Source organism: Sinorhizobium sp. BG8 (genome assembly GCF_016864555.1).
GTDB lineage: Bacteria > Pseudomonadota > Alphaproteobacteria > Rhizobiales > Rhizobiaceae > BG8.
The window spans coordinates 4,273,692-4,300,579 of record NZ_CP044011.1 but is presented as its reverse complement, the minus strand read 5'-3'; the positions used below and the strand labels follow the sequence as shown (position 1 = coordinate 4,300,579).

The 26,888-nt window shown below is 61.7% G+C and carries 24 protein-coding genes and 2 pseudogenes; 9 read left to right on the top strand and 17 right to left on the bottom strand.

Features of this window, described 5'->3' with window-relative positions; genetic code table 11:
- The first annotated feature begins 51 nt into the window (after positions 1-51).
- Positions 52-1,398: a hypothetical protein gene (locus F3Y30_RS20025; protein ID WP_203424405.1), complete on the top strand. Its 1,347-nt coding sequence runs from the start codon at positions 52-54 to the stop codon at positions 1,396-1,398.
- Positions 1,399-1,511: 113 nt separating this feature from the next.
- Positions 1,512-2,516, top strand: coding sequence for a L,D-transpeptidase (locus tag F3Y30_RS20020; RefSeq protein WP_203424404.1), 1,005 nt, complete (start codon positions 1,512-1,514; stop codon positions 2,514-2,516).
- A 497-nt stretch (positions 2,517-3,013) separates the two neighbouring features.
- Here the strand turns inward: F3Y30_RS20020 and F3Y30_RS20015 are convergent, their stop codons facing one another.
- The 3 genes from F3Y30_RS20015 to F3Y30_RS20005 all read right to left on the bottom strand — a co-directional run bounded on the left by F3Y30_RS20015 (position 3,014) and on the right by F3Y30_RS20005 (position 5,446).
- On the bottom strand, positions 3,014-3,289 hold the full coding sequence (locus F3Y30_RS20015; RefSeq protein WP_203424403.1) for a hypothetical protein: 276 nt from the start codon (positions 3,287-3,289) through the stop codon (positions 3,014-3,016).
- Between the two features lie 160 nt (positions 3,290-3,449).
- Positions 3,450-4,787 (bottom strand): HAMP domain-containing sensor histidine kinase, encoded by a 1,338-nt coding sequence (locus F3Y30_RS20010; RefSeq protein WP_203424402.1) that lies wholly within the window; start codon positions 4,785-4,787, stop codon positions 3,450-3,452.
- The gene (locus tag F3Y30_RS20005) at positions 4,784-5,446 is read right to left on the bottom strand and encodes a response regulator transcription factor (RefSeq protein WP_203426705.1); all 663 of its coding nucleotides are present in this window, start codon (positions 5,444-5,446) and stop codon (positions 4,784-4,786) included. Before F3Y30_RS20005 ends, F3Y30_RS20010 begins: the two co-directional genes overlap by 4 nt.
- Before the next feature lie 234 nt (positions 5,447-5,680).
- On the opposite strand from F3Y30_RS20005, the gene F3Y30_RS20000 reads away from it, so the two are divergent.
- Positions 5,681-5,947 (top strand): PepSY domain-containing protein, encoded by a 267-nt coding sequence (locus tag F3Y30_RS20000; RefSeq protein ID WP_203424401.1) that lies wholly within the window; start codon positions 5,681-5,683, stop codon positions 5,945-5,947.
- A gap of 3 nt (positions 5,948-5,950) precedes the next feature.
- Positions 5,951-6,490, top strand: a complete 540-nt coding sequence (locus tag F3Y30_RS19995; RefSeq protein ID WP_203424400.1) for a cytochrome b/b6 domain-containing protein — start codon at positions 5,951-5,953, stop codon at positions 6,488-6,490.
- A 74-nt stretch (positions 6,491-6,564) separates the two neighbouring features.
- On the opposite strand, the pseudogene F3Y30_RS26760 reads toward F3Y30_RS19995, so the two are convergent.
- The 3 genes and pseudogenes from F3Y30_RS26760 to F3Y30_RS19985 form a co-directional block, all read right to left on the bottom strand.
- Positions 6,565-6,774: pseudogene (locus tag F3Y30_RS26760) on the bottom strand (diacylglycerol kinase); the annotation flags it as partial.
- Between the two features lie 18 nt (positions 6,775-6,792).
- Positions 6,793-6,957, bottom strand: a complete 165-nt coding sequence (locus F3Y30_RS26755; RefSeq protein ID WP_348649853.1) for a hypothetical protein — start codon at positions 6,955-6,957, stop codon at positions 6,793-6,795.
- On the bottom strand, positions 6,954-8,540 hold the full coding sequence (locus tag F3Y30_RS19985; protein WP_246752818.1) for a phosphoethanolamine--lipid A transferase: 1,587 nt from the start codon (positions 8,538-8,540) through the stop codon (positions 6,954-6,956). The genes F3Y30_RS26755 and F3Y30_RS19985 overlap by 4 nt, the downstream gene beginning before the upstream one ends.
- 342 nt (positions 8,541-8,882) lie before the next feature.
- On the opposite strand from F3Y30_RS19985, the gene F3Y30_RS26650 reads away from it, so the two are divergent.
- Positions 8,883-9,011 carry a hypothetical protein gene (locus tag F3Y30_RS26650; RefSeq protein WP_281435407.1) on the top strand — a complete coding sequence of 43 codons (129 nt, stop codon included), beginning with the start codon at positions 8,883-8,885 and terminating at the stop codon, positions 9,009-9,011.
- Between the two features lie 21 nt (positions 9,012-9,032).
- Here F3Y30_RS26650 and modC read toward each other — a convergent pair whose 3' ends face one another.
- The 3 genes and pseudogenes from modC to modA form a co-directional block, all read right to left on the bottom strand.
- Positions 9,033-10,109 carry a molybdenum ABC transporter ATP-binding protein gene (modC, locus tag F3Y30_RS19980; protein ID WP_203424399.1) on the bottom strand — a complete coding sequence of 359 codons (1,077 nt, stop codon included), beginning with the start codon at positions 10,107-10,109 and terminating at the stop codon, positions 9,033-9,035.
- Positions 10,106-10,805: pseudogene (gene modB / locus F3Y30_RS19975) on the bottom strand (molybdate ABC transporter permease subunit). Before modB ends, modC begins: the two are co-directional and overlap by 4 nt.
- A gap of 65 nt (positions 10,806-10,870) precedes the next feature.
- Positions 10,871-11,641 (bottom strand): molybdate ABC transporter substrate-binding protein, encoded by a 771-nt coding sequence (gene modA, locus F3Y30_RS19970; protein ID WP_246753001.1) that lies wholly within the window; start codon positions 11,639-11,641, stop codon positions 10,871-10,873.
- Between the two features lie 170 nt (positions 11,642-11,811).
- On the opposite strand from modA, the gene tsaA reads away from it, so the two are divergent.
- Positions 11,812-12,336, top strand: a complete 525-nt coding sequence (gene tsaA, locus F3Y30_RS19965; RefSeq protein ID WP_203424397.1) for a tRNA (N6-threonylcarbamoyladenosine(37)-N6)-methyltransferase TrmO — start codon at positions 11,812-11,814, stop codon at positions 12,334-12,336.
- A 72-nt stretch (positions 12,337-12,408) separates the two neighbouring features.
- On the opposite strand, the gene F3Y30_RS19960 is transcribed toward tsaA, so the two are convergent.
- The gene (locus F3Y30_RS19960) at positions 12,409-13,248 is read right to left on the bottom strand and encodes a fumarylacetoacetate hydrolase family protein (protein ID WP_203424396.1); all 840 of its coding nucleotides are present in this window, start codon (positions 13,246-13,248) and stop codon (positions 12,409-12,411) included.
- A gap of 173 nt (positions 13,249-13,421) precedes the next feature.
- Between F3Y30_RS19960 and F3Y30_RS19955 the strand changes: the two genes are divergently transcribed.
- The gene (locus tag F3Y30_RS19955) at positions 13,422-14,105 is read left to right on the top strand and encodes an FCD domain-containing protein (RefSeq protein WP_203424395.1); all 684 of its coding nucleotides are present in this window, start codon (positions 13,422-13,424) and stop codon (positions 14,103-14,105) included.
- 74 nt (positions 14,106-14,179) lie between these two features.
- Here F3Y30_RS19955 and F3Y30_RS19950 read toward each other — a convergent pair whose 3' ends face one another.
- From F3Y30_RS19950 to F3Y30_RS19920, 7 genes are all read right to left on the bottom strand, one after another.
- Positions 14,180-15,601 (bottom strand): efflux transporter outer membrane subunit, encoded by a 1,422-nt coding sequence (locus tag F3Y30_RS19950; RefSeq protein WP_203424394.1) that lies wholly within the window; start codon positions 15,599-15,601, stop codon positions 14,180-14,182.
- Positions 15,602-15,639: 38 nt separating this feature from the next.
- Positions 15,640-18,750, bottom strand: a complete 3,111-nt coding sequence (locus tag F3Y30_RS19945) for an efflux RND transporter permease subunit (protein ID WP_203424393.1) — start codon at positions 18,748-18,750, stop codon at positions 15,640-15,642.
- A 2-nt stretch (positions 18,751-18,752) separates the two neighbouring features.
- A complete protein-coding gene (locus F3Y30_RS19940; protein WP_246752817.1) occupies positions 18,753-19,985 on the bottom strand; it encodes an efflux RND transporter periplasmic adaptor subunit in 1,233 nt (410 codons plus the stop codon).
- A gap of 316 nt (positions 19,986-20,301) precedes the next feature.
- On the bottom strand, positions 20,302-21,390 hold the full coding sequence (locus F3Y30_RS19935) for a siderophore-interacting protein (RefSeq protein ID WP_246752816.1): 1,089 nt from the start codon (positions 21,388-21,390) through the stop codon (positions 20,302-20,304).
- A complete protein-coding gene (locus tag F3Y30_RS19930) occupies positions 21,387-21,782 on the bottom strand; it encodes an iron chelate uptake ABC transporter family permease subunit (protein ID WP_203424391.1) in 396 nt (131 codons plus the stop codon). Before F3Y30_RS19930 ends, F3Y30_RS19935 begins: the two co-directional genes overlap by 4 nt.
- A gap of 33 nt (positions 21,783-21,815) precedes the next feature.
- On the bottom strand, positions 21,816-23,996 hold the full coding sequence (locus F3Y30_RS19925; RefSeq protein ID WP_203424390.1) for a TonB-dependent siderophore receptor: 2,181 nt from the start codon (positions 23,994-23,996) through the stop codon (positions 21,816-21,818).
- A gap of 168 nt (positions 23,997-24,164) precedes the next feature.
- Entirely contained in the window at positions 24,165-25,049 is an 885-nt protein-coding gene (locus F3Y30_RS19920) for an AraC family transcriptional regulator (protein ID WP_203424389.1), read from the bottom strand.
- Positions 25,050-25,665: 616 nt separating this feature from the next.
- Here F3Y30_RS19920 and F3Y30_RS19915 point away from each other — a divergent pair.
- Positions 25,666-25,878 carry a hypothetical protein gene (locus F3Y30_RS19915; protein ID WP_203424388.1) on the top strand — a complete coding sequence of 71 codons (213 nt, stop codon included), beginning with the start codon at positions 25,666-25,668 and terminating at the stop codon, positions 25,876-25,878.
- A 115-nt stretch (positions 25,879-25,993) separates the two neighbouring features.
- A complete protein-coding gene (locus F3Y30_RS19910; protein WP_203424387.1) occupies positions 25,994-26,851 on the top strand; it encodes an SDR family NAD(P)-dependent oxidoreductase in 858 nt (285 codons plus the stop codon).
- Positions 26,852-26,888: the final 37 nt, after the last annotated feature.

Below are 26,888 nucleotides of genomic sequence, written 5' to 3'. Positions count from 1 at the left end.
CCGTCTCATCGCTATGAGGCGCCATCAGCACATCGATCGAGGGAGGTCAGAGTGAAAGCATCTCTCCCAAAATGGACCAAGAGACTGATCGGACGAACAACGGGATGGTCCCCCTCCAAACATGCGGAAGGCAAGGGTCCCGGCGACAAGTCGAAGGCGAGTTCCAAGCCATCAGCGCTTCCTTCCTGGTTTGCTTCCAACCATGGCGTGCAGGTTCCCGCCACCGAATTGCCGATCGGCCTCTATCAGTCCTGGATACCCGAGCACACGGATGCGCTGGTTCACTCGCTGGTCAGCGAGGATGAGTATGTGCTGGCCGATTTGCGGATCCTCAAGGACGTAGAGTCCAAGGCCAAGAGGGTGGAGGCGCTGAGGTTCGCGGCGAAGTATCCTGAGACCTATCGCCGGATGGTGATGCACAAGCTGTCACCGTACAAGAACCAGGCGAAGTTCCTGATCGCTACCTTCGACTGGCAGCCTTTCATACGCCATGTCGTCTATGCGGCTGCCCAGCTGAGAATTCCAACCGTCCTGGTTCCCCACGAGTCCGTGTTTGCCAAGAAGAGCATGTACTACACACATCCTGTGCTCGGCATAAACACGCCCGCCTGCGATCTGATCCTTGCCTGGGGCGACCTGCAGGAGAGGATCTTCCTGGAAAGAGGCTATCCCGCCGAGCGCATCGTCAAGGTCGGAGCTCCCAAGTTCGACTATACGGATCGCATTCGCGACGCCGGTCGAAGGGATGCAGTGGAGGTGCTCGGGCTCGATCCAGGGAAACCCATCGCAACCTTCGCGGTCCAGCCTCTCGATAGCCAGTTCGACATGCAGGCCGCTCGCGAGGCGCAGAACCGGTCGATCCGCGACCTCGTCCAGACCGGGCTGGAGAAGGGCTACCAGATCATCATCAGAACCCCGCCTTCGAAGGATCAGGTGCTTGCATCCGAAACGATCGCCTACATCCACGACAGCGACGGTGCCACGATAGACGATTCCAGCCTCTACCTCCTCACACCGCATGAGACGATCGAGGTCAGCGATGTGCTCGTTTCCGTGAACAGCACCATGTTGCTGGAGGCGGCACTGTCCGGAAAGATCGCCGTCAGCGCCAAATACATGGAGTTCGACCAGGTATGGGACTCGCTGCGGATCCCCGTCGTGCGCAACGCATTGGAAATGTCGGACCTGCTCGATCAGGCCGGCCGCGACCCGGCGGCAATCGTTGCACGGTACGATACGCAGTGGGCCGCTTCGGCGTTCTCGGCGGGTGTCTTCGACGGGCGGGCAGCGGAGCGGATCCGCGCTATTCTGTCGGACATCGGTCATGGCCGGCGAAAAGTCGATGTGGGCTATGCGTTGACCGTACCCTTCATGCCCGAACAGGTGCCGGACACGTAACGTCTTCCTCCGGAAACGGCTGAGGAAGCAGTACCTGGCGATTGCGATTTCAACGAGAGAACCGAGCTTCCGCCGACGCTGTCGCGGGGCCGCCCGACAACGGAGGGGATGCCATGAATGAAGAGGTAGACGAACCAGGCGTTCGCCGCAGAACCGTTCTCGCCGGGGGACTGTCCCTTACCTTCGCCCTCGTAGCCTGGGAGGTCGGCTCGACGGAGGTCGTGAAGGAGATCTCCGATCTCAAGCCGGGTGAATTTACCTGGCACCCGGATAGGCAGATGACGGGACCATTGGCCGTCGTCGTTTCGCTGCCCGAACAGCTTGTCCATGTCTACAGAAACGGCATTCGCATCGCAGTTTCGACCTGCTCCAGCGGCAAGCCCGGACATGAGACGCCGACCGGTGTCTTCGTCATTCTCCAGAAGGACAAGAACCACCATTCGAGCACCTATGACGACGCATCCATGCCCAACATGAACCGGCTGACGTGGTCCGGCGTCGCCCTTCACGCGGGTAACCTGCCGGGTTATCCGGCCTCGCACGGCTGTGTCCGGCTCCCGCTCGACTTCTCGGCGAAACTCTTCGAGATCACTCATCTCGGTACGCCCGTCATCATCGCGGGAGCCGCGACCGATCCCTGGGAGCTCCAGCATCCCGGCATGGTTCTGGCCGGCTATACCGAGTCCGAGTTCAATGACGTGGTCTCGTCGCTCGACGGCAAGAAGCCGCCGCAGGACTGGGCGGAAGCGGAGAAGCAGCCGGTCGCCTCGGCCATTGGTTCCTTTGCAGACAGGCAGATCGTTCTCCTCGAGAACGGCGCCGAGATCGCAGAAGGCACGATGAGTTTCACGGGCAAGACGCCCACGGGGTCACACGTTTTCGTTCTTCGCGGTCCGCATGACGACCAGAAGGGCATGTCCTGGTTCGTCGTAAGCTACTCGCACGACGCGGACGATGACATCTCGAAAGAGGAAGGCTTGCTCCAGCAGGTGCAGGCGGATCCGGAATTCCTCGCGGCTCTGCAGAAGCACATGCACCCCGGCATGATGCTTGTCCTGACCGATGTCCCGCTTCACCCCGACACGCGAAGCGGCCAAGACTTCGTCATCATGTCCTGAGCGGCATCGTGGTACGGACTCCACCGGGTCATCTTGCTGCAAGTATCTTCGTGAAGCATTCTGCGCGCACACCCGTCGCGAAACGTTGAGTTTGCGGCGGTAACCGAGGGAGTTGACTGGATGGGGCAGGACAGGGTGACGTTTTCCGCCAGAGTACTGCGCAAGGAAGATTTCCTGCCCCGCTACATCGTTGTCAGGCCCGAACATGTGCCCGGCCGCGCCCGAGCTTTTCCTGCCGATGTCATGCTGAACGATGCGGGTCCGTTCGCGCGAAATATCCGGCCTTGGGGGAGGGGCTCGGACGTGTTCTTTTTCAACCTGACCAGCCCTCAGTGCGCGAGGGCTGGGCTGGATACACATGATGAATGCCTGATCACGATAATTCCGAGGGCCTGATTTCCCCGTTCCGCAAGGCGGACATCATTTGCAACAGTCGGAGTTTCGCGACGGATACTGCGACTGAAAGCATTCCACATTTCGGTCAGTGGCTGGTGATCTTACCGGCTACCTCTGTCAGGGGGCCAGCTGTCGACGATGTAGCGGTTGACCAGCAACAGCGATCGATCGGGCTGTATCACATAGGTTTCGAAGGCCATGCCGCCCATGTCGGTAATAAACTGGTGCTCGAAGCGGCTCCCGACGGGCGACTTCGTCAGCTTGGTGCGTGGCTGGCCACCATAAGTGATGCTGCCCGGTATGGGTTCGACCGGCGCGTAGCTGGTGCAGGCGGCCAAGCTCGTGATGCACGCGGCTGCGATGATTGCCTTTCTCATCTGCTGCCCTTTCCCTCCAGTTCCAGCCCGATTGCGTCCCGCTTCGAGCGATTTGCGTTGCTCAGTCGAGCCGATTGTTCCCGCATGAGATGCGCGAAACAACGAGTAAGCGTTCCTTATTGCTATTCCCACCCGAAAATGGCGCGTTGCGCGGCGGGTTTCAATCGTCGAGCGTGAAACGGGCTTCGAAACCGTCGTTGCGACCGGCGACCGGAGAGAAAAGCTCCAGGCGACCGTTCATCTGGTGCGCCAGCCGCTCTGCGATCGAAAGGCCGAGCCCCGAGCCCGGCGATCCCGTCTTGCCCCTGGCGAAACGCTGACGGAAAGCCTGGAGTTCGGCCTCCGTCAGTGGGGCGGCGCCATTGATGACGCGGAGCATGCCGTTTCTCTCAAGACGGATCTCGACGGGCTCGTCAGGTTTCCCGTGCACGAGGGCATTCTCGATCAGGTTGCGGACGACGATGGCGAACGCGTCCTGGCTCACCGGCCGCACGAGGGTCGTCCCGGGATCGCGTTGGTAGCGGATTCGTCCGGGCGCGGATGCACTCCGCTCGAAATCATTGACGACCAGTTCGAGAACGGATGCGAGATCGACTGGATCATCGATGGTCCCGATCCCCGCCTCGGCCCGGGCGAGTTGCAGCAGCTTCTCGGCGAGGCGCCCGAGATTGGCGAGCGAGGCCTCGATCTGCCGCGCCCGTGTCTTCGCCGGGCCGGAACGCAGTTCGGCGATCAGCAGTTGGGTCTGGGCGAGCGCGCCGGCGATCGGAGTTCTCAGTTCGTGTGCGCTGTTGGCAGTGAACTCCCGCTCGGCGTCGAACGCGGCGCGCAGGCGTGAAAGAAGGCGGTTCACCGAGCGGCCGATCGGACGCAGCTCCCGCGGCAGCGTTTCGAACTCAATCGGCTCGAGATTTCCGCTGTCCTTCCTTGCGATCGCCTGGCGAAGATCGTTGATGGGCGCAATCATCCGCCGGACGATCAGCCAGACAACGAGGATGCTCAGCGGCACCAGTAGAAAGATGGGCAGAAAGAGAGCGAGCCCACCTTCCATCGCGGCTTCGTGGCGATGCGCCATCCTGTCGGCCACCTGCACGAACACCGTACCGTCGACGGCCGAGACCGTGTAAATGCGATAGGCCTCGTTCTCCCAGAAGCCCTGCTTCAGCGGTGCGGGGAAGGGGGCGGCGGTTTCGTCGTGCGAATGCAGGAGCACATGGCCTTCGGCATTGCGCACCTGGTAGGTCAGGTACTTTTCTTCGGCCTCCGTGGCAGCCGTCCCCTCCAGCCGGCGCGGTGCCTGTAGCCCCTCGCGCTGGAAGAGATCGTCAATCACCAGCGGCATCAGCCGCTCGGCAGTTTCCTGTAGCGAACTGTCGAAGATCTCCCCGAATTCATCCTGCATGACCAGGACGCCGAGTCCGGTGGCAAGCAGCCAGAAGGCCGTGATCGCCGCTGCAAGCCAGAGAATGAGCTGGCGCGTCATGCTGCGGTCCTTCATGCGTTGCCGTCCATCCTGTAGCCGACGCCGCGCACGGTCACGAGGTGATGCCTGCCCAGCTTCTTGCGCAGGCGGCTGACATAGACCTCCACTGTATTGCTTTCGATCTCGGAGCCGAAGGCATAGAGCGCTTCCTCTATCTGCGCCTTGGAAACAATGGCGCCGGGACGGGAGATCAGCTTGTCGAGCACGGCCCATTCCCGGCCGGACAAGGTCACCTCCTTGCCCTCGGCCGTAACGCGCCGATCGACGGAATTGATCTCCAGATCGCCAAGGCGGATGACCGGGACCGGGTTGCCGCCATACCTGCGCGTGACGGCAAGCATGCGCGCGGTCAGCTCATCGAGATTGAACGGCTTCACGAGGTAGTCGTCCGCGCCGCTGTTGAGACCTTCGATGCGGTCGGATATCTGGTCGTGGGCCGTGAGAATGATGACGGGTGCGAGGTTGCCGCTGGCGCGAAGCTCGCGCAGCAGGCCGATGCCGCTGCCATCCGGTAGGCGAAGGTCCAGGAGGATGAGGCCGTAGTTGACTGCGCGCAGCGAGCCCCTCGCATCGTCGAGCCGCTGCATCCAGTCCACCGCATGGTCACCAGCCGCGACGTGGTCACGCACGGCTTCGCCAAGGATCGCATCATCTTCGACCAGCAGAACTCTCAATCCGTGCTCGCTTCGCGTGCCAGTTTGGCGGAATCGCTTCACGCTTTATCCTTTCTCTTCGTCCGGCGGTCAAACTCTATCGACCATGCGAAGCATCGCCCGCGTGACCGGAAAAGCTGACAGGGAGCTGAAAACAGGGATGCAAGGCGAGTGAAATTCTTTCGTCGCCGTTCAGGCGGCCGTCAGTTTCGGCTCCCAGAAATGCGGTGTCTTCAACCAAATCGGAGAAACCCAATGAAGGTTTTGCTTGCAGCTCTCACCATCAACGCCGCTCTCGCCGGTGCCGTATTCGCGGCCGAAAAATGCGATGAGCCCCTTTCGAACTGGCAGCCGCGCGAGGCGCTGAAATCCAACCTCGAAAAAGAGGGCTGGAAGGTCCGCTCGATCAAGAGCGAAGACGGCTGCTACGAGGCCTATGCGATCAATGCCAAGGGCGAGAAGGTGGAGGCCTATTTCAATCCGAAGAGCCTCGACGCGGTCGAGACCAAAATCGAGGATTGAGCCATGGGCGCTACCGTGAAAGTCTGGGATCCCTACGTCCGGATGTTTCATTGGGGCCTTGCCGGAACCTTCGTCGTGGCGTGGCTCACGGCCGACGAACTTCGCGACATGCACGAGTTCGCCGGCTATGCCGCCGGCGCACTTGTCGCCTCGCGGCTGCTGATGGGCCTTGTGGGATCACGCTACGCCCGGTTCCGGCAGTTTGTTCGCAGCCCCGGTATGGTGGTCGCCTATGCGGCTGCGATGGTTCGCAAACGCGAGCCGCGCTACATCGGCCACAATCCGCTGGGTGGCATCATGGTCATCGTTCTCATTGCCATGATGGCAGCACTTTCGCTGACCGGCTGGATGCAGACGACGGACACCTATTGGGGCGTCGAGTGGGTCGAGAATCTTCACGAAACCCTGGCCAATGTCCTGCTCGGTTGCGTCGCGCTGCATCTCTGCGGCGTGGCCTACGAAAGCGTACGTCACCGGGAGAACCTCGTCGCGGCCATGGTCAGCGGCTCAAAGCGCAAGCCTGATGTTGGCGATGTAGCCTGAGAATTGGTACAAAGACGCAGACACCGGAACGCCGCCGATCCATGATCGCGCGGCGTTCGCTTTTCCGGTCCGCGTCACCAGCGCAACGCTGCCATCAGCACGGTGAACGCAACGAAGGTTCCGTTGGCGGCAAGCAGGCAGAAGACCGCGAAGGAGCCAAGATCCTTGGCATGCCGGCCGGTCAGCGAAATCTCCGGAGAAATGCGGTCGACGATCTCCTCGATCGCGGTGTTGAGCGCCTCGATCGCGATCAGAAGCCCGAAAAGGATCGTCAGCATGATGTAGTCACTGACCGTCGCTCCTCATGCCGCAAAGAGGAGAAGGGCCGCCGCATAGGACAGGATCTCCTGGCGGAAGGCCGCCTCTTTCGTGAGGCGCGTGGCGCCGCCCAATGAGTAGCCGAGGGCCGCCTGGAGATGGGCAAGACCTGTGAGCTTGCGTGGAGGCAGCGATGAAACTTCAGTCATGAGGACACGTTGCGCCGGCAGGACGAGAGTACGTCCAGCCTCGTGTCGCGGACCGTCGTCTCGACGTCCGCCATGCCGAGGACGGTGTGGAACAGATTGTCGTGAGAGTAATCAGCCCCGGATTTGGCAGCGAGGCAGGAAACATCCACGGAGGCCTGCATGTCCTTGCCCAGCCAGAGCAAAAAGGGGACATGAGTCTGCTGCGACGGCGCGATCATGTACGGTGCGCCATGGAGGTAAAGCCCGAATTCCCCGAGAGATTCGCCGTGATCCGACATGTAGATCATCGATGGCGACAGGTGGTCCTCCCGCGCCTGCAGCTTCTCGATGATCGTCGCCAGAACGTGATCGGTATAGAGAATCGTGTTGTCGTAGGCGTTGACGATTTCTTCCCTGCTGCACTTCGAGAATTCTGCGCTGCGGCACTCGGGCGTGAAACGCCGGTAGGCCTCGGGATAGCGCAGGTAATAGGCCGGGCCGTGGCTGCCCATCTGGTGGAGAACCAGCACGGAATCCTGCTTGATTCCGTCCAGCCAGCCGTCGAGCCGGTCCAGCAGGATGCCGTCCTCGCATTCGTTGTCACGGCAGAAGCGGGGATCGTTGAGGTCGGGCATGGAGACGTAGGTCACCCGGTCCGCGACGCCCTTGCTGCCGGTATTGTTGTCCCACCATTCCGCGTGAACGCCGGCATGCGACAGGACGTCCAGAAGCGTCTCCGTCTCGAGACCCTTGCGGTGGGAGTAGCTTGCTCGCGGATAGACGGAGAACATGCAGGGAATGGACACCGCAGTCGCCGTGCCGCAGCTCGTCGTGTTGGGAAAATAGACGATATCCTTTCCGGCAAGCTCGGGATTGGTCAGCCGGCCATATCCACCAAGAGAGAAATTCTCCGCCCGAGCGGTTTCGCCCGCGACGATGATCGTCACCCGGGGCTTGCGCGAACTTGCGACCGGCGAAGTCAGGTGCGCGTCGGTTCCCAACTCCTTCACAACAAGATGGCGTTCGGCCTCACGGTAACCGAGGTATCTGATGACGCTTGAGATCGGCACCACTGGATTGAGCGTGGCGAACCAGTCCCTGTGCTCGCGGCTCACCGAAGCAAAGGTGCTGGCCTGAGACAGTCCCGCAATGGCGAACACGGCGAGGCAGGGCAGGATGACCGCGAGGTTCCACTTGACCTTCTGCGGAAACGACCGGTGGACGATCCTCACCGACGCGATGAGCGCGGACGGCAAGAGACCGAAGATGGCCATGTGCCAGAGGAAGCCCGGCGTGATGAGGTGACCGGCCTCCGCCGACGTCGTTTCGGCGGCATTGCGGATCATTTCAGGATCGATGATCACGCCGAAGCGGTCCGTGAACCAGGCGCCCGCCGCGCTGGCGAGTACAAGGACGATGAACAGCGGCTTGATGAGGTACTTGACGGAAACGGTGACGAACATCGCGACGAAGGCCGTCACGATGCCCGTTGCCAGCAGGGCAAGCGCAAGGGGCTGGCCCTCGAGATAGAACCAGGCCTTCTCCCAGAAGCTGAGGTTGGTCGCAGCGAGCACATAGAGAGCGACGGCAATGCTCAGGGTCACGCTGCCGATCCTGGGTCGGGACCAGCGCGGCCGGGCTGGAGAACGAGCGTCCAAGTGCACCGTACATTCCTTTCGGCCCGCGGATGCGCAGGGGCTGGCTTGCCGCGGGCGCACGCATGGATCAGCTGTCGCAGCGACGCGGGACTCTGCTGCGGTCCTCGGAAACTCGTCCGATTTCCTGACAGGAACCTGAAAGGTGGGTTGGTTGGGCGCCTACTACCGGGCAAAACGTCGGTGTCCAGGGCGTTACTGAATGCCGGAGGAGCTGGAATTGCCTCTTGTTCAGCTCGGTGTCAGCAAGCATCCTCATATTCGATGATGCGAATCGGCGAAGGATGGGCAATGAAATCGCGAAGCATAAATCTCGGCGTCGTCCTGATCGTCGCGCTCATGGCGACCATCATGGTCATTCCGCTTGTGACCAGGCACGACAAGCTACCGCTGCAATACGCGTTGCAACGCCAGTCTTGACGGAAAGGCCAGCGCGAGCGCTCAGTGCGCTTCCAGCGCGACGGTCTTGACGATCGCGAAGACCGGCTTTGCCGGCGCCAGTTTCAGCTTCTCGACGGAGAGCACCGTTATGCGGGCGGTAATGGCGTCGCCCCCGCAGTCAACGCGAACATTGGCCATTCCATCGCCATCCTCGGCTATGGCTGCGATCGTTCCTTCGAGGATGTTGAGCGCACTAATCCCCTCCGGACTGACAGTCGAGAGCATCACGTCGCGGGCGGGGATATGCAGGCGAACGGCATTCCCGATCTCCGCATGCACATTGGGAATGACGAGCTCGCGATTTTTCAGCTGGACGATAGCCAGCCGATGGTTCGTATCGAAGCGGGTCACGGTGCCTGCAAGAACGCTACCCGCTTCCCGTCGATCAGCGGCGAGCACTATCGAGGGGCCGCTGAGGATCTCGGATGCGGCGCCTATCGCCTCGATCCGGCCATCGTTCATCAGAACGACGCGGTCCGCCAGCCGCGCGACCTCGGCGACGGAGTGGCTGACGTAGATGATCGGTATGTTCGTCTCGTCGCGGAGCTTTTCGAGATAGGGAAGGATTTCTGCCTTGCGGGCTTCGTCAAGCGCGGCCAGCGGCTCATCCATCAACAGCATGCGCGGCGAGGACAGTAGCGCCCTGCCGATCGCGACGCGTTGCTTCTCCCCACCCGAAAGATTGGCCGGTCGGCGATCCAACAGCGCGGAAATCCCTAGAAGCGTCACGATCTGGCCGAGATCGGCCTTTCGAGCGCCACGCGGAGAGAACCAGCGCCCATAATTCAGATTTTGCCGTACGGTCAGGTGCGGAAAGAGGCGGGGCTCCTGAAATACGTATCCGAAGCGGCGCCGATGCATGGGCACGCGGATCTTGCGCGCGGTATCGAGCAGCACGTCGCCGTCGAGCGCGATGCGGCCTTCGTCCGGGGTGGAAAGCCCGGCGATGGCGCGTATCAGCGAAGTCTTGCCAGATCCGGAACGGCCGAAGAGCGCGGTCACGCCGCGGCTCGACAGAAAGGAAGCGTCGAGCGTGAAGGCGCCCAGACGATGTCTGATTTCCACCAGCAGTGTCATTCGAAATTGACCTTCCTGCCGATCGCATGGGCGATGAATTCGGATGCGAGCAGTGCGGCCATCGATATGGCCACGGCAACGATCGTCAGGCGCATGGCTCCGGCGTCGCCCCGGGAACCTGCGTGAAGGTGTAGATCGCGGCGGAGAGGGTCTGGGTTTCGCCGGGGATGTTCGACACGAAGGTAATGGTCGCACCGAACTCACCCATCGCCTTGGCGAAGGAGAGGATCATCCCGGCGAGAACGCCCGGCAGCGTCAGGGGCAGGGTGACAGTGAAAAACACCCACAGGGGGCTTGCCCCCAGCGTTCCCGCCGCTTCCTCCAGCTTGCGGTCGACCGCCTCGATGGAGAGACGTATCGAGCGGACCATCAGGGGAAGCCCATGACCGCGCAGGCGAGTGCGGCGCCGGTCCAGCGAAAGGAGAATACGATCCCAAAGTGCTCATCGAGGAAGGCGCCGATCGGCCCGCGCTTTCCGAAAAGGACGAGCAGGATGAAGCCGGTCACGACCGGTGGGAGGATCAACGGCATGTGGACGATGCCGTTGAGCAGAGACTTTCCCCAGAAGCGGCCCCGCGCGAGCGCGAGAGCCACCGGTATTCCGAGCGGAAGGCTCGCCAGCATCGCAACGCTTGAGACAAGAAGGCTGAGGCGGATGGCCGTCCACTCCTCATCGCTGAGTTTCAGCCAATCCAATTCTGCGGGCACCCGGTCACCTCAGCGTTGCAAGCATTCTGTCGTTCCCGAAAAAGGCTAACCTCTCATTTGAGAATGGTGAAGCCCTGCTCCTCGAAGAAATGAGCCGTGTCCGCAGACTTGAGGAACTCGAGATAGGCGGCTGCGTCGGCGTTCTTCGATTCGGTCAGGACCGCGATGGGGTAGATGATCGGGGGATGACTGTTTTCGGGGAAGGTGCCGACGATCGCCACGCCCGGATCGGCCGCCGCATCGGTCTGATAGACGATGCCGAAGGGTGCCTCGCCGCGTGATACGAGCGCCAATGCCGCCCGAACGCTTTCGGCGCCGGCGACCTTGCCTTCGACCGACGACCAGACGCCGAGCTTTTCCAGCGCCGCCTTGCCGTACTTGCCTGCCGGGACGGAATCGACCGCGCCCATGGCAAGGCGCCCGTCGCCGACGAGTCCGGCCAGGTCAAAGCCCTCCTTGATTTCGACCGACTGGGCCTTGTCCTTCGGTGCGACGAGCACGATCCGGTTGCCCAGCATGTTTGCGCGGGTATCTTCCTTGATCAGCTTCCGTTCCGCCACGTAGTCCATCCATGCTAGGTCGGCAGAGATGAAGATGTCGGCCGGGGCGCCTGCCTCGATCTGCTTGGCGAGCGCGGAACTTGCCGCATAGGAGGTTGTCGCTTCTTTGGAGGTCTGCTTCGTCCACTCCGCATTGGCCGCGTCGAGGGCGTTCTTGAGGCTGGCCGCCGCGAACACCGTGATCTTCTCCTGGGCCGCTGCAGGAGTGGTGACGAACGTGAGGCCGGCCCATGTCGCGGCGAGCGTCACCACTGCAAGTTTCATCCAGTTGCGGCGTTTGATTGGCATAGTCGTCTCCCTTGCCCTCTCGAAATATTGCAATGAATATATCGGTGAGCCGCTTGTTGGCTAGGGATATGTTCAAATAAATATATCGCCAGAGGAAACCAAGTGCGCCACACTCTGCGCATGTGTCCGCAACTCAGGAAGTGCCTATGGTTCGCGAGAACGAAATCCGCAAGAACGAGGTGGCCGTGACGCCGCCGGATGGGAAAGACGCCGGTCTCACCTTCATCGGGCGAATACGGACACCGTGGGAATCACGGCTGCTCTGCCCGCGCCAGGGGCGGCATGACGGCCCGCTCTGCCAGATCGAGATCTTCGATCCCTGGGTGCCGGCTCTCAAAGGCGTGGAGGCGTTCGAGCGACTTGAAGTCCTCTATTGGCTCGACAAATCCCGCCGGGATCTGGTGCTGCAGAGCCCGGCCAACAGTGGCAAAGTCCACGGGACATTTGCACTCCGCACGCCGGTGAGGCCCAATCCCATCGGTACCTCTATCGTTCTTCTGGAGAAGATCGAAGGCAACGTCCTCATGGTTCGTGGCCTCGATTGCCTGGACGGGACGCCTCTGATCGACCTGAAGCCGGATCGTTCGCTCTTCAAGCCGATCGCGCCGCCCCAGCCGGGCGACTACGAGACCGGCAACCCCGAACAGGCGAAGTATTGCCAGAAGGCCTGAAGAAACTGCCGATAAGGGCAGGTGCCCCCGCCGGCATTGCCGGCAGGAGGCGAAGGCGAGTTGGCAATCCGGTCAGCCAGCGGCGACCGTCTGGCGCTGGGTGCCGAGACCGGCAATGCTGACTTCCATCGTGTCGCCGGGCTTGAGGTAGCGCGGCGGTTTCATGCCCATGCCGACGCCGGGAGGCGTGCCGGTGGTGATGACGTCGCCCGGTTCCAGCGCCATGAACTGGGAAATGTAGTGGACAAGGAAGGGTACGTTGAAGACCATGGTCTTCGTGGAGCCGTTCTGGACCAGTTCACCGTTGACGGAAAGCTTCATGGCGAGGTCGCCAGTATCGACTTCGTCGGCGGTGACGAGCCAGGGGCCGAGCGGTCCGAATGTCGGGCAGCCCTTGCCCTTGGTCCACTGACCGCCGCGCTCCAGCTGGTAGGCGCGTTCGGAAACGTCGTTGCATACGCAATAGCCGGCTACATAGTCGAGCGCCTCGGCCTCGGAAACGTAGGATGCGCGCTCGCCGATCACCACGGCAAGTTCGACTTCCCAGTCGGTCTTCTCCGAGCCACGCGGAATGAGCACGGTGTCGTCGGGGCCGACGACGCATGAGGGGGCCTTGTTGAAGAGAACGGGTTCGCTCGGAACCGCCATGCCGCTTTCGGCCGCATGGTCGGCATAGTTCAGGCCGACCGCAATGAAGTTGCCGACGCGGCCCACGCAGGCGCCGAGCCGCGCGCCATCAGGCGCAAGAGGCAGGGAAGCAGTGTCGAGGGACTGCAGCTTGGCAAGCGAGGCGCGGCCGAGCACAGCACCGGAAATGTCAGGGACGATCCCGGACAGGTCGCGAATCTTGCCTTCGGCATCCACAATCCCGGGCTTCTCCGAGCCCGGTTCGCCAAAGCGAACGAGTTTCATGCGTTGTCCTCCTCAGACGTGTTCAGCGGGAGCTCGTTTCGGTCGACCAAACCGAATTCAGGCGATCGAAAATGGCTCCAGCCTCGATTTCGATTGCGATTCACCTTCCACGAGTTTTACAAGGAGTCAACGATTTTCGAAAATCTGGAAAATTTCGAAAACAGGTGGCGCCGATGACCGAAACGAGGAAGACAGCGAACCGGACGCTTGCCAGCGATGCCTATGCGCTGATCAGGGACAATATCCGTACCGGTGCCTTTCGCCCGGGAGAGAGGCTTCGCTTCGCCGACCTACAGGCACTGTGCGTGATGAGCGTCACGCCGGTGCGCGAAGCTCTCGTTCGCCTCACCGCCGAGGGCTTCACGACGCTGGACGATCATCGTGGCTACACGGTGGCTTCGCTCTCTCTGGCCGAGCTGCGGGATATCACGGCCAACCGTCAGCTCTGCGAGGGAGAGGCCTTGCGGCTGTCGATTGAAAAGGGCGAGGAGGACTGGGAGGCGAGGCTCGTGGCCGCTCATCACATGCTCGCGCGCATTCCGCAGGGTCGCGAGGACATGCCATCGGCGATGCGCGATGACTGGGAAGACCGGCACCAGGCATTCCACTATGCCCTGATCTCGGGCTGCGGCTCGCCCATCCTGCAGGAGGTCTGCACAAACCTGTTCACTCGGGCCGATCGCTATCGCCGCATATCGGTGAGCGTGACCGGCAGCGCGCGCGACGTCGCGGCCGAGCACCGGCTCCTGTTGCAACTGGCGCTGGATCGCGACGCTTTCGGCGCGGTCGCAGCCCTTCGCGCGCACTACCAGCGCACTGCCGACGCACTGGAAACGTTCTTCGGAAACGATTCGTAGGCACGCAACGAAAAGCCCCGGTGATCATCAAGATCCCGGGGCTCAATGGACGCAGAATTAGGCGTCGTGTGACCTTACTGCGAGGGCGAGGTCGATGCGAGGCTGGGGGAGCCAATGTCCGCAGCGCCGCCGATGGCGACGTTCAGCGCAACGAAGCTGCTGGCCTGCGTGCGGATTGCGGCTGCAAGCGACAGGCGTCCGTCTGCGACGTTGCGTTCGGCGTCGAGAACATCGAGGACCGTCGTCGCGCCACCGCGGTAGCTTTCACGAGCGAGCGACAGGGCTTCCTCGTAGGAAGAGACAACCTTCCGGAGGGCTGCAACGGTCTGGATGGCGCGGTTGATCGAGACCTGCGCATCTTCCACTTCTTCGACCGCGTTCAGAACCGTCTGCTTCCAGGCCAGGTACTGCTGCTGTGCCTGCGACTTGCTGATATCCACCTGCGCACGCAGGGCGCCGCCCTGGAAGATCGGCACGGTCAGGCTCGGCCCGAAGGCCCAGCTCGTCAGGTTGCCGGTAACGGCATTCGTGAAGAGCCGCTGGGCGCCGATCGAGCCATCAAGCGTGAGGGACGGGAAGAGCTGGGCTTCCGCAACGCCGATCGCTGCGGTGGCGGCTGCCAGCTCGCGCTCCGACTTGCGGATGTCCGGACGGTTGCGGATGAGGTCCGCGGGAACGCCCGTCTTGGTCGTGTAGCGAGCAACCGGCTGACCGGCGCCCTTCTCGAGGCTCTTGGTGATCGTTGCCGCCGGAAGGCCAAGCAGCGTCGCGATGTGGTTCGCGGCCTGATAGTAGCCGATCTCCAGCGCCGGAAGCTCTGCGAGTGTCTGGTTGACGAGACCCTCGGCCTGAACGACATCGAGGCTCGATGCAGCGCCTGCCTGACGGATATCCTCGGTCAGCTTCAGCGTTTCCCTGCGGGACGCCAGGCTGACGCGGGTCTGTGCCAGGGCTTCCTGATAGTAGCGAAGATCGATGTAGCTGGTGGCAAGATCCGAGAAGTAGGCAAGGCGGGTGACATTCACATCGGCATAGGCGGCATCGAGTGAAGCGTTGGCCGATTCGACTGCGCGCCTGTACTGACCGAAGAGATCAAGCAGCCATGAGGCGCCGACGCCGGCGTTCATCTGTTTGGTCTGGGTATGGCCGTTCACCGGTTTTCCGTCTTCGCCGGAAGCCGTTGCGGAGCCGCTGCCGTTGATCTGCGGTAGGGCGCCGGCACCGGCGGCGACGACGTTCGCCTGCGCTTCGACGATCCGCTCAAGCGAGGTCAGAACGCTGAGGTTTTCGTTCATCCCCTGCTGAATCAACGAATTCAGCTTCTTGTCCCGGAACGCTTCCCACCAGGGGTTCAGCGTAACATTCGGAGTGGGCTTTGATCCGCTCTCCGAAAATTTTGCGGGAAGCGCCGTATCGGGAGCCTGATAGTCCGGTCCGACGACACAGCCGGACAGGAGAAGAAGGGTGAGCGGTAAGGCTGCTTTGATGATTTTCATGTCCATTCCCTGACAGGCGTCTGCGCCGCCGTGACCAATCAGTTCACTTTTTCTTTACGCATCTTTCGTCCGAAGATCGAGCGCACAAGCACGAAAAACGACGGGACGAAAAATATTCCAAGAAGTGTTGCAGAAATCATTCCCCCTAGAACGCCTATGCCGATCGCATTCTGCGCGGCAGATCCGGCCCCTGTCGCGATCGCCAACGGCAGCACTCCCAATATGAAAGCGAGTGACGTCATGATGATCGGTCGGAGACGCAATCTAGCGGCTTCCAGTGTCGAATCGATTATCCCCAGCCCAGCATCCTGCCTATCCTTTGCAAATTCTACAATAAGAATTGCATTTTTGGCGGCAAGCCCGATGGTCGTCAGCAACCCTACTTTGAAATACACATCGTTGGATTGCGAGAAGAGCCCGGCTGCAAGCAACGCTCCGAGAATGCCGACGGGGACGGCGAGAATCACTGCGACCGGCACCGACCAACTCTCGTAGAGAGCCGCGAGGCAGAGGAATACGACCAGCATGGATACGGCGTAGAGCATCGGTGCCTGCGATCCCGACAGACGCTCCTGGTAGGAGATGCCAGACCAGGAAGCCCCGTATCCGCCCGGCAGGGCGGCAGTCAGTTCCGCCATGCGGTCCATCGCATCGCCGGAACTGACCCCTGAAGCCGGCGAACCGTTGAGCTCCACCGCGCTGTTGCCGTTGAAGCGGGCGAGCGTCGGGGCGCCTTCCACCCACTTCGTCGTTGCAAAGGCGGAGAAGGGCACCATCTCGCCATCGTCGTTGCGTGCATACCACTGCATGATGTCGTCGGGTTGCATGCGGTAGGGAGCGTCAGCCTGCACCTTGACCGGCCTGATCTCGTTGTTGAGGATGAAGTCGTTGACCTCTGTTCCGGCGAAGATCGTCGAGAGCATGCCGTTTACGGAGGTGAGGCCGACTCCGAGCGCACCCGCCTTTTCCTGGTCGATGTTGATCTTCAGCTGAGATTGCAGGCTGGTGGTATTGCCGCGGAAGCTGCTGATCTCTCCGCTTGCCTCGGCCTGCTTGGCAAGGGTGTTTGCAGCCTCTCTCAGTGCCGTCGTGCCGTTCTTGCCGGTGTCGACGAGATACATGCTGAAGCCACTGGAGTTGCCGAGACCGGGCATGGATGGCGGAGACAGTGCAAAGACCTGAGCATCGCGAATCTTGGAGAATGCCATCATGGCACGGCCGGCGATTGCCTGCGCCGTCTGGTTCTCTCCGGTGCGGACGGAGAAGTCCTTGAGCCGGACGAAAGCCATGGCCGAATTCTGGCCGCTGCTGCCGAAGCCAAAGCCGAGAGCGGCAAAGACGCTTTCGACCGAATCCTTCTCCTCTGTCAGGAAGTGATTCTCGACGGTCTTGACCACTGCCTCGGTGCGCTCGGTCATGGCGCCTTCGGGAAGCGTTATCATGACCATCAGAACGCCCTGATCCTCCTCGGGAATGAAGGAGGTCGGCAGCCTGTCGTAGAGCCACCACGTCGAAACACCGACCGCCACGAAGGCGATGGCCACGGCGAGGGAGCGGCCGAGTAGCGTGCGGACCGTGGAGACATAACCGTTCGTCGTGCGGGCAAAGAGATCATTGAAGGCCCTGAAGACCCGGTTCTTCTTCTTACCGTGCTCGTTCTTCAGCAGCGTTGCGCACAGGGCAGGGGTCAGCACGATCGCCACCACCACGGACAGCAGCATCGCCGCGACGATGGTGACCGAGAACTGCCGGTAGATCACGCCTACAGAGCCGCCGAAGAAGGCCATCGGTATGAAGACCGCGGTCAGGACCATCGCGATACCGATCAGCGCGCCGGTAATCTCGCCCATGGACTTGATGGTGGCTTCCTTGGGGCTCAGCCCCTCCTCGCTCATGATGCGCTCGACGTTTTCCACCACCACGATGGCGTCGTCGACGAGGAGACCGATCGCCAGCACCATTGCGAACATGGTGAGCGTGTTGATGGAATAGCCGAATAAGGCGAGGACGCCGAAGGTTCCGAGCAGCACGACCGGCACGGCAATCGTCGGGATGAGCGTTGCCCGCAGGTTCTGCAGGAAAAGTAGCAGGACGAGGAAGACGAGCACGATCGCCTCGATCAGCGTGTGCACGACCTTCTCGATCGAGAGTTCCACAAACGGCGAGGTGTCGTAGGGATAATAGACCTCGACATTCTCCGGGAAGGTGTTCTTGATCGAGTCCATGGCCGCGCGCACGCGCTCGGCGGTGTCGATCGCATTGGCTCCGGTGGCGAGGTTGATACCGAAACCGGCGGCGGGCAGGCCGTTGTAGCGCGAGTTGCTGCCGTAGGTTTCCTGTCCGATTTCCACGCGCGCAACGTCGGAAAGGCGGACGATGTCGCCTCCCGTCGCAGTCTTGAGGATGATGTTCTCGAACTCCTGCACCGTCTTCAGCTGGCTCTGCGCGGTCACGGTGGCGTTGAGTTGCTGGCCCTCGACAGCAGGCTGCCCGCCGATGGAGCCGGCAGACACCTGCGTGTTCTGCGCTTCGACGGCCGCGGTGATGTCGCTCGGCGTCAACTGATACTGGTTGAGCTTATGTGGATCGAGCCAGATGCGCATGGCATAGCCGGAGCCGAAGGAATTGATGCCTCCCACGCCTTCGAGCCGCTTGATCTGGTCCTCGACGGAACCCGACAGGATGTTTGCGAGCTCCAGCGAACTGCGCTTTCCGTCGGTCGAGACCAGCGTGCCGACCATCAGGATGCTCTGCGTCGACCGCGTCACCGTCAGGCCCAGCTGGCGGACGGTATCGGGAAGTTGGGACTCCACGAGTTGCAGCTTGTTCTGCACCTGGACCTGGGCGATGTCCGGATCGATGCTGTCGCCGAACGTGAGCGAGACCGATGCCGAGCCGGTCGACGAACTCGAGGTCATGTAGGTGAGGTCGTCGAGCCCTGTCATCGCCTCCTCGATGGGGATCGTGACCGAATTCTCGATGGCTTCTGCCGTCGCGCCTGTGTAGGTGGCTGTGATGCGCACCGTCGTCGGCGCGATTTCGGGATACTGGGAAACTGAAAGTGTCGTGATCGCCAGCAGGCCGCCAAGCATGATGGTGATGGCGATGACCCAGGCGAAGATCGGGCGATGTATAAAGAAGAGTGCCATGGTTACTTCGCCGTCTCCCCGGCGGGAGCCGTGCTATCAGTATCCGATGTCTGCCCGGCTTGCTCCTCCACGACGATCCCGTCGCTGTTGACCGTTACCGGAACGGGGTTCGCCTTCTGCCCTGTCGTGATCCTCTGGAAGCCGTCGACGATCAACCGGTCGCCGTCCGATATACCTGTGGTAACCAGCCAATTGTTGCCGATGGCACGTGTCGTGGCGAGCACCCGCTCATCGACCGTGTTGTCCTCGGTGAGGAACTTGGCCGTAAGGTTGCCGGATGGGTCGCGGCTGCCGGCAAGCTGCGGCACCAGGTAACCCTTTTCCGTGCCCTGCGAGACCGTCGCCCGTACATACATGCCCGGCAGCAAGACGTGCTTGGGATTGGCAATGCGCGTGCGGATGGAGAAGCTGCCCGTGGTTTCGCTGACGCTGAACTGCGGCACTTCCAGCCTTCCAATCTCGTCGAAGACGCTGCCGTCCTCGAGAGTGAGCTTGACCTGTCCTTCCTTGATCGTGCGGGCGAGGGCGCCGGACTCGATTGCCTTGCGGATGCGCAGCAGGTTGGCGCTCGAGTCGATCATGTCGACGTAAATGGGATCCAGCTCCTTGACCGTCGTCAGGGCATCACTCTGGCTGGCAGTGACGACCGTGCCGACGCTTACCTGGGAAACCGCTGTTACACCGGAGATCGGTGCGCGAACTTCCGTGAGATCCAGGTCGATCCGGGCGGACTTCAGCGTTGCCTCCGCGGAGGCGACGTCGGCCCGCGCCTGCGCAAGCGTCAGCCGGGCGTTGTCGAGCTCGATCTGCGTGCCACCGCTGTTGACGAGCTCCTGGTAGCGTTTCACGTTCGCTTCAGCGACGGGAATGCTGGCAAGCGCCTTTTGCAGGGCAGCGTCCGCAACAGCGACAGCCGCCACGTAGGAATCGTCGGCGATCTTGTAGAGCACGTCGCCCTTCTGGACCGGGCGTCCTTCTTCGTAGGCGATCTCTTCGATGATGCCGCCGACGCGCGGCCGGATGTCTGCCGAAGCAAGCGCCACGACGCGGCCGGGAAGGGTGGTCGAGACTTCAACTTGCTCTGCTTTCAGAGTGATGAAGCCTGCGTCCGGCATCATGCCGCCCCCGGGCATTCCCGCGGGCCCCTTGGATTGCTGGTCGCCGCAGGCGCTAAGAGAGAGGAGGGCGAGGGCGACTGCGCCCGCTGCCAGTATTCGTGACGTTCTGTCCGTCATCGGCAAAAAACTTCCGTTCCATGGGAGGCCAACACTCAGACGAACTAGCTGTCTGCGTGCTTCTTGCGACCCGAGGCCGGCAGGCATTTTCGCCCGCATGCGCCGGTACTCCGCGACCTCTCCGCGAGGTGAATCGATTCCAGTACCGCGTCCATGTCAGGGCATCATGCCCGTAGACGGTGACTAAGAAGTAAACGCTTATGCAGGACGCGTTGCCGATGTCTTGCCGAGACATGTCGAACTGTATCGATCGCAGGCATTTTTGTGTCGAAACGTTGCTATGTGGCCGGTGGAAGGGGAAATGTTTCCGGATCTTTCAATCGAAGTCGGTGTCGCTGGACTGTCCGAGGCGCCAATAGGCTGCGACCGTATGGCGTGACCTGTCGTGCCGGAGTTCGGTTCGCAAGAACCTGCGGATCGCTTTCGCCTCCGCATGTTCGCACGCGACCCAGACATGGTGATCATCGTCGGCTCCGCCGGCAAGCGCTTGTCGGATGACATTAGGAATGAGGCCGCAGGTGCCCGCGTCCTTGCCGTTCCGGTGGAGCCATGTGATCTCGGAGGTGGACGGGAGTGCGATCGCCTGTTCCTCTTGCGGACCGGCGACTTCGATAAAGATGCGGGCGCTCACATGCTCCGGCATGAGCGTCGCCATCCTGGCAATTGCCGGCAATGCCGTCTCGTCGCCCGCGATCAGCAGGCGCCGCGCCTCCGGCAGTCCACCGCCGCCTGGTCCGAGGAATCCGACGATGGCGCCGGGAAGGGCGTCCTCGGCCCAGCTTGCCGCAGGCGTCACCCCGCCCCTGTGCAGAACGAAGTCGATGTCGATGGTCCCGCGCTGCTGATCGATGGCGCGGATCGTGTAGGCACGGATGGTGAGGGCATCCTCGCTGGCGGGCCAGGACAGGCGCCCGTCGGGTCGTGCCGTCGGCCAAACCGGCGGTCGACCTGCGGGCGGGATCAGGAGGCGGACGTGAAGCCCGCCCTCGGCGAAGGCTCCAGCGTCGCTCACCGCGAATGTCACGCGCTGCATGAGGGGCGTGACGCGCCGCGCCGCGACGACGTGCGCCTCCCGGAAATAGGGTATGCTCCCCGAGGGTGGCGCGCCGTCCCACACGAGTTCCAGCTCCTCTTCCCCGGCGAACATGAACAGGTGTTCCGCGAGCACCGATTTCACCGTGAACAGCGTGTCGGCGTCCGGGCAGTCGACCCGGATGCGAAGATGTCTGCCGTCGACCGTAAATTCGGCACTGCCGATCGGACTGTCGATCCTGCCGCGGCTGCCATCGCGGGTTACGACGCCGTGTTCGACGAAATGCTCGCATATCATGTCGAGCATTTGTGCCGGGTCGGCGGGAGAGGCTGTGCCGGTTGCGATCGAACGCTTCGTGGTGGCGGTTTTCAAGGCGCTTTCCTGTTCAAGAGCCATGGGAGGCAGGGACCGCCGATCAGCGAGGCGAACAGACCGGTCGGTACCTTGTAGAGATAGATGATGACCCGCGACAGCCAGTCGGCTGCCACCAGAAGGCATGCACCCGCCAGTGCCGAGGCCGCGAGCTGGTGGCCTATGCGCACGAAACCCGCCAGGCGCGCGACGTGCGGGGCTATCAGACCGGCGAGGCTCGGGGGACCGACCACGAATGTGGAGACGGCCGTCAGGAGTGCGGCAAAGACCGCGACAACGAGCCGGCTGCGAGCGAGCGGCAAGCCCAGCGAACGGCCGGTGTTGCAGTGTTCTGTTTCCCGTTCGAAACGGTTTCGGGAGCGACCAGTGCCGCTCCCGAAACCTTCTGTCATGCATCGAGGCAAAGTCGATGGTGCACTATCGGTTCACCACTTCTTGCTGATCTTGAAGGTCACCGTGCGCGCATCGCCATAGCCGCAGACCAGTTCGCCCTGGCATCCCGCCACGTACTTCTTGTCGAAGAGGTTGGTGACATTCAGCGAGGCGCCCCAATCCTTCTTCTCGTAACGAATGCCGGCATCGAAGATCGTCGCCGAAGGCACTTCCAGCGTGTTGGTGGCGTTCGCCCAGGAATTGCCCTGGTGGCGCATGCCGGCTCCGAGGCTGAGGCCTTCCATGCCGCCATCCGTCACCGCGTAGTCGATCCAGAGCGAGGAAGTGAAGCGGGGAACGAGCACCGGCGACTTGCCGACGAGCGTTGGGTCGGCATCCTCGGTCACTTCCAGATCGGTGTAGGACAGTGAGCCGAGCACCTTCCAGTTCTGGTTGATGTTGACCTTGGCTTCCAGTTCGGCGCCGGTTGACTGGACCTCGCCGAGCTGCTCCTGCAGGAAGGTGCCGGGGATGGTAACGGCCACGTTCTGCTTGGTGATCTGGAAGACCGAGGCGGTGATCAGGCCGTCGAACATCGTCGGCTCGTACTTGACGCCGCCTTCGACCTGATAGCCTTCCTCGGGTGCAAAGGCGGAGGTGGCGCTGACGCCGATGACCGGACGGAAGAAGGTCGAGGCGCTCACGTATGGCGTCACCCCGTTGTCGAACTCGTAGGCGAGGCCAACGCGTCCGCTGAGCGCTCCGTCGTTGGTCTTGTAGCTCGTGCCGACGACAGCATCGGAGTCGGTGTCGACATAGTCGTAGCGACCATTGAGGGTAACCAGCCACCCGCCGCCGAAGCGGATCTGGTCCTGAACGTAGACGCCGGTCTGCTGCTGCGTAAGCACCTGGTCGAGATAGACGAAGTTCGCGCCCTGAGGAACGCCGTAGACGGGATGGACGGCGCTGATCGGGGTCGCGCCGCAGCATGCCTGCACGTGGTCCAGCCGGTAGTAGCTGTAGTCGAGGCCGACCAGGAACGTGTGGTCCAGTCCGCCCGTCGAGAATTCTGTCTCGGCGCGATTGTCTATGGCGAAGGTGTCCACCTTGGAGGTCGCGTCGAAGCCGATGCGGTTCAGCAGATAATCCGGCCCGGTCGGTGTGCCGCCGACATAGCCATAGACATAGGGACCGGTCTCGCTTTTGTAGAGATGGCCGTAGCGCGCGTTCTGGCTGAGCGTCCAGCCGTTGTCGAAGGTGTGGCTGACCTCGTAGCCGATCATTTGCTGATCGTAATGGCCGTTGTCGATGTCGGGTTCGCCATAGTTCGCGTCGCGCCGGATCTTGCCGAACGGCGCGTCGACGACCGTACCCACATAGGGGAAGAATCCGTTTCCGGTGTGAACCTGGTCAAGTCCGCCGGCATAGCCGAATACGGTGATGCTGGTGGCGTCGTCCGGCGCATAGGTGATCTGCGGCATGACGAAACCGCGCAGATCCTCGGAGAAGTCGCTGTAGTTGTCGCCGCCGGCGATCTTGCCTGTCAGGCGATAGGTCAGCGTGCCGTCGGCATTGAGCTTGTCGTTGAAGTCGAAGCCGAAGAAGGCGTTGCCGTCACTGTTGATGCCGGTCTCTGTGTAATAGAGCCTCTCGTCCTGCGGCCGCTTGCGAACGAGATTGACGATGCCGCCCGGATTGGCCCCGCCGTAGAGCACGGAGGACGGGCCTTTCAGCACCTCGATCCGCTCGAGCATAAAGGGATCCATCTGGAAGCCGCCGAAGCCATAGCTATAGAGCGTGAGGCCATCGAGGAAGACGCCGGTCTGCGTGGCGTCGAAGCCGCGGATATAAAGCCAGTCGGTGTCCGGATCGGTGCCGAAGGGCGCCGCGGTGACGCCCGGGGTGTAGCGAAGCGCTTCGTCGATCTTGTTCACGACGCCGCGGTCTTCCAGCTCCTCGCGCCCGATCACCGAGACGGACTGCGGGATCTGCGTGATCGGGGTGCTCGTCTTCGAACCTGTGGCCGTGTTTGTGGCAACGTATCCATCCACGGGACCCGTTGCGCTGGCCGCGTTCTCGGTGCCGCCGCCTTCCACGACGACGCGTTCAAGAGACGTTGCGCCTTGTGCCTCCGCTTCCTGCGCGGCGGCGTTCCCCGCTCCGCACGCCACGATCGCGGCGATCGCCACACCTGCCCGAATCACGCGGTCGAACCGCCTCGTCGTTTCATTCATGCCTCATACCCCATTGCATCCGCGCCCCTGCCGGCCGGCGAGGGTACGGTTCAGGCCCCGATTTAAGGTGAGTAAATATATCAACTTTAAACGGGAGGCTTGTCGGGTCTGCGGGAATTTGAATAATCTTGGTCAAATTTTGCGTTGCACACAGGGTAGAGAAAACGCTCAGGTCCGCCGGCTCTTCTTCCAGTTGGAGGGCGTGGCGCCAACGACGCGCCTGAATGTGCGGGTGAAGTGGGCCTGGTCGGAAAACCCGGTGTCGGATGCGACTATGGTCAGCGGAACATCGGTCTCGAGCAGAAGCTGTTTTGCCTTCTCGATCCTGAGGTTCATCTGCCACTGGTGCGGCGCCACGCCGGTCGAAGCCTTGAAGGCATGGCTGAAATAGGACTGCGACAGACCCGTCAGCTGCGAAAGCTCCTCGAGCCTGATGCCACGCAGGCAATTGGCCTCGATGAAATCGGTCGCCCGGCGGAGCTGCCAGGATGCCAGCTGGCTGCGCTTGCGGCTCCTTGCGAGAGGAACGCGCATGAGATCAACGAAGAGTGCGACCGTCAGTCCGTCGCCGTAGAGATTGTGGAGCGGATCGGGGTTGTCGCATTCCGCGGCGATCAGTTCCGCAAGCGCGAGGAAACGCGGATCCTGAAACATGAGACGGGGATCCGACAGCCGGACGGGATCCAGATCCTCCATCAACCTTCGGCCGAGCGCCTCTATGTTGAAATGCAGGTCCAGGTGGCGAATGTACTCGACATCGCGCAGTTCCGCCCAGAGCTCCATGCCTGCGGGTATATAGGAGAGCGTGTGCCGCCGTTGCTCGACGGTCGTGCCGTTGCGGCTGGGAGCGAAGCTGACCTTGCCATTTCGCCCACCCTTCATGTCTAGGACGACGACGAGCCGCGGGTCCTGGGCGACATAGTATCCGCCTGCGCCGGGTGCGCATTCCACGTCCCAGAGGTCGGCCACAACCCCGTTCCAGTTCCGTCTTCGCAGGTCGCCGATGACCGAGAAGCCTTCGATCCTGTTTTGCATGCGCGGCTGAAACGTCATTGCGGCCTCTTCGAAGCGCATGGTCCAGATGCGCCGTAAATCGCCCTCCGTTGCGGGCATTAAACTTGTAAGTTTTACTCAAGTTTATTAGCGTGTCCGCGGTGAAAGCACAAGGCATTTGTGCGAGTATCTGACACTGTCGAGAGCACATGCCCGCGCATTTCTTGTGCACCTGCGCTGCCTGTTTTTTCGCAGGTCGCGAGAAATTTAGTCAAATCTGGCTTACACAACGGATTTCTACGAATTTGTTGCATGTGCGAACAATTTTTTGTGAATCGAATTGTCATACCAATCTTGAGGTAGATTTTTCCAACAAACCTTGATGCTCCTTGACAAGCCACGGAGTTCATTTTATTTGATTCACCAATGCATAAGGCTCGCATGCAGTTCAAATTGCGGACCGTACCAACCAACCACCGCAACGGTGGTGGCACCAACCAAGAGGGAGAGTGCATTGAATCATTTCGTCCGCATTGCTTCCGCTTGTGGTGAGTTCTCCTGTCTTGGAACGATTTCGAGGAAACGCCGTTCGGCACCCTGCCGAATGTATTCTGCCCTCGTCTGATTGAAGCACGTTTCTGGAATTTGGCTGCGCTCAAGCGCGGCGGGAGTGTTTATGCAAAAGCAAGTTATCGAAATCGGCGGTGAAGCCGTTGGCGTCGTTGTTCCGGACAATGACCGGCTGAAGTTCGTCGCCGTGAAGTATCATGTTTGGGATCTCGATTCTCAGCGCTTCGGGTCGGCAGACGAAGTGCGTGCGGCTATTCGCCAGTTGATGAGCAACTCGGCTCATGCCGCTTCCAAAACCCCTGGTATTGCCGCGGCCTGAAACCGTGGCCATACAATCCCGTTTGCGCGGCGCCGGAGCGTAAATCGATCCGGCGCCGCGGTCGCATCCAGCATGCGGCCGTCCCCGAAACACCCTTCCCTGACGGAATATTCCCATGCCGCACGCCGTTCTTTCTCCGAACAATGTCGCAGTTGTCACCGGTGCTGCTTCCGGGATAGGCCTCGCCGCTGCCAAGAAATTTGCCGACCTCGGGATGAAGGTCGTCCTGGCAGATCTTGGCGGCGACAAGCTTGATCAGGCCGCTTCGGAAGTCTCGGCGATCGCCTCTTCCGGAGCGGCGGACGTCATGGCCGTGGCGACGGATGTCTCGGACCAGAAGGCCGTCGAGGCGCTGGAACACGCGGCGGTTTCCCGTTTCGGCAAGGTGCATCTCCTGATGAACAATGCGGGCGTCCAGCCGGGAAGTGCGCTCTTCGGTCCGCGGGAAAACTGGGAGAAGGTGTTTGCGGTCAACCTGTGGGGCGTGATCAACTGTACTCGCGCGATGGCGCCGGGGATGATCGCCCACGGCGAGCCCGCTCTCATCATCAATACAGGATCGAAGCAGGGGATCACGACGCCTCCCGGCGACCCCGCCTACAATGTTTCGAAGGCGGGCGTGAAGGTCTTTACCGAAGCCTTGCAGCATGACCTGCGGGGTCTCGAGGGAGCCCGGGTCTCCGCGCACCTGCTCATTCCGGGTTTCGTCTTCACGGGAATGACGGCCGGAGGGCGAGCAGAGCGTCCCACGGGCGCCTGGACGTCGGAGCAGACGGTCGACTTCATGGTGGAAAGCCTCGAACGCGGCGATTTCTATATTCTGTGCCCTGACAACGACGTCGATCGCGCGACCGACGAGAAGCGCATTCTCTGGGCTGCGCGGGATATTGTCGAGAACCGTCCGCCACTCTCCCGCTGGCATCCGGACTATGGGGAGGCCTTCCGGGCTTTCCTCGCCGAAACGGGCAAATAGCCGCGGCAATCCGAGCATTTCGGCTGGCGGGTGAAAT

Excerpts from the sequence above, each read along its gene's own strand:
- F3Y30_RS20020 (WP_203424404.1), top strand. The coding sequence starts at position 1,512 with ATGAATGAAGAGGTAGACGAACCAGGCGTTCGCCGCAGAACCGTTCTC.
- F3Y30_RS20015 (WP_203424403.1), bottom strand. The coding sequence starts at position 3,289 with ATGAGAAAGGCAATCATCGCAGCCGCGTGCATCACGAGCTTGGCCGCC.
- F3Y30_RS20010 (WP_203424402.1), bottom strand. The coding sequence starts at position 4,787 with ATGAAGGACCGCAGCATGACGCGCCAGCTCATTCTCTGGCTTGCAGCG.
- F3Y30_RS20000 (WP_203424401.1), top strand. The coding sequence starts at position 5,681 with ATGAAGGTTTTGCTTGCAGCTCTCACCATCAACGCCGCTCTCGCCGGT.
- F3Y30_RS19995 (WP_203424400.1), top strand. The coding sequence starts at position 5,951 with ATGGGCGCTACCGTGAAAGTCTGGGATCCCTACGTCCGGATGTTTCAT.
- F3Y30_RS26755 (WP_348649853.1), bottom strand. The coding sequence starts at position 6,957 with ATGACTGAAGTTTCATCGCTGCCTCCACGCAAGCTCACAGGTCTTGCC.
- F3Y30_RS26650 (WP_281435407.1), top strand. The coding sequence starts at position 8,883 with ATGAAATCGCGAAGCATAAATCTCGGCGTCGTCCTGATCGTCGCGCTC.
- modC (WP_203424399.1), bottom strand. The coding sequence starts at position 10,109 with ATGACACTGCTGGTGGAAATCAGACATCGTCTGGGCGCCTTCACGCTC.
- modA (WP_246753001.1), bottom strand. The coding sequence starts at position 11,641 with ATGAAACTTGCAGTGGTGACGCTCGCCGCGACATGGGCCGGCCTCACG.
- tsaA (WP_203424397.1), top strand. The coding sequence starts at position 11,812 with ATGGTTCGCGAGAACGAAATCCGCAAGAACGAGGTGGCCGTGACGCCG.
- F3Y30_RS19960 (WP_203424396.1), bottom strand. The coding sequence starts at position 13,248 with ATGAAACTCGTTCGCTTTGGCGAACCGGGCTCGGAGAAGCCCGGGATT.
- F3Y30_RS19955 (WP_203424395.1), top strand. The coding sequence starts at position 13,422 with ATGACCGAAACGAGGAAGACAGCGAACCGGACGCTTGCCAGCGATGCC.
- F3Y30_RS19950 (WP_203424394.1), bottom strand. The coding sequence starts at position 15,601 with ATGAAAATCATCAAAGCAGCCTTACCGCTCACCCTTCTTCTCCTGTCC.
- F3Y30_RS19945 (WP_203424393.1), bottom strand. The coding sequence starts at position 18,750 with ATGGCACTCTTCTTTATACATCGCCCGATCTTCGCCTGGGTCATCGCC.
- F3Y30_RS19940 (WP_246752817.1), bottom strand. The coding sequence starts at position 19,985 with ATGACGGACAGAACGTCACGAATACTGGCAGCGGGCGCAGTCGCCCTC.
- F3Y30_RS19930 (WP_203424391.1), bottom strand. The coding sequence starts at position 21,782 with ATGACAGAAGGTTTCGGGAGCGGCACTGGTCGCTCCCGAAACCGTTTC.
- F3Y30_RS19925 (WP_203424390.1), bottom strand. The coding sequence starts at position 23,996 with ATGAATGAAACGACGAGGCGGTTCGACCGCGTGATTCGGGCAGGTGTG.
- F3Y30_RS19920 (WP_203424389.1), bottom strand. The coding sequence starts at position 25,049 with ATGACGTTTCAGCCGCGCATGCAAAACAGGATCGAAGGCTTCTCGGTC.
- F3Y30_RS19915 (WP_203424388.1), top strand. The coding sequence starts at position 25,666 with ATGCAAAAGCAAGTTATCGAAATCGGCGGTGAAGCCGTTGGCGTCGTT.
- F3Y30_RS19910 (WP_203424387.1), top strand. The coding sequence starts at position 25,994 with ATGCCGCACGCCGTTCTTTCTCCGAACAATGTCGCAGTTGTCACCGGT.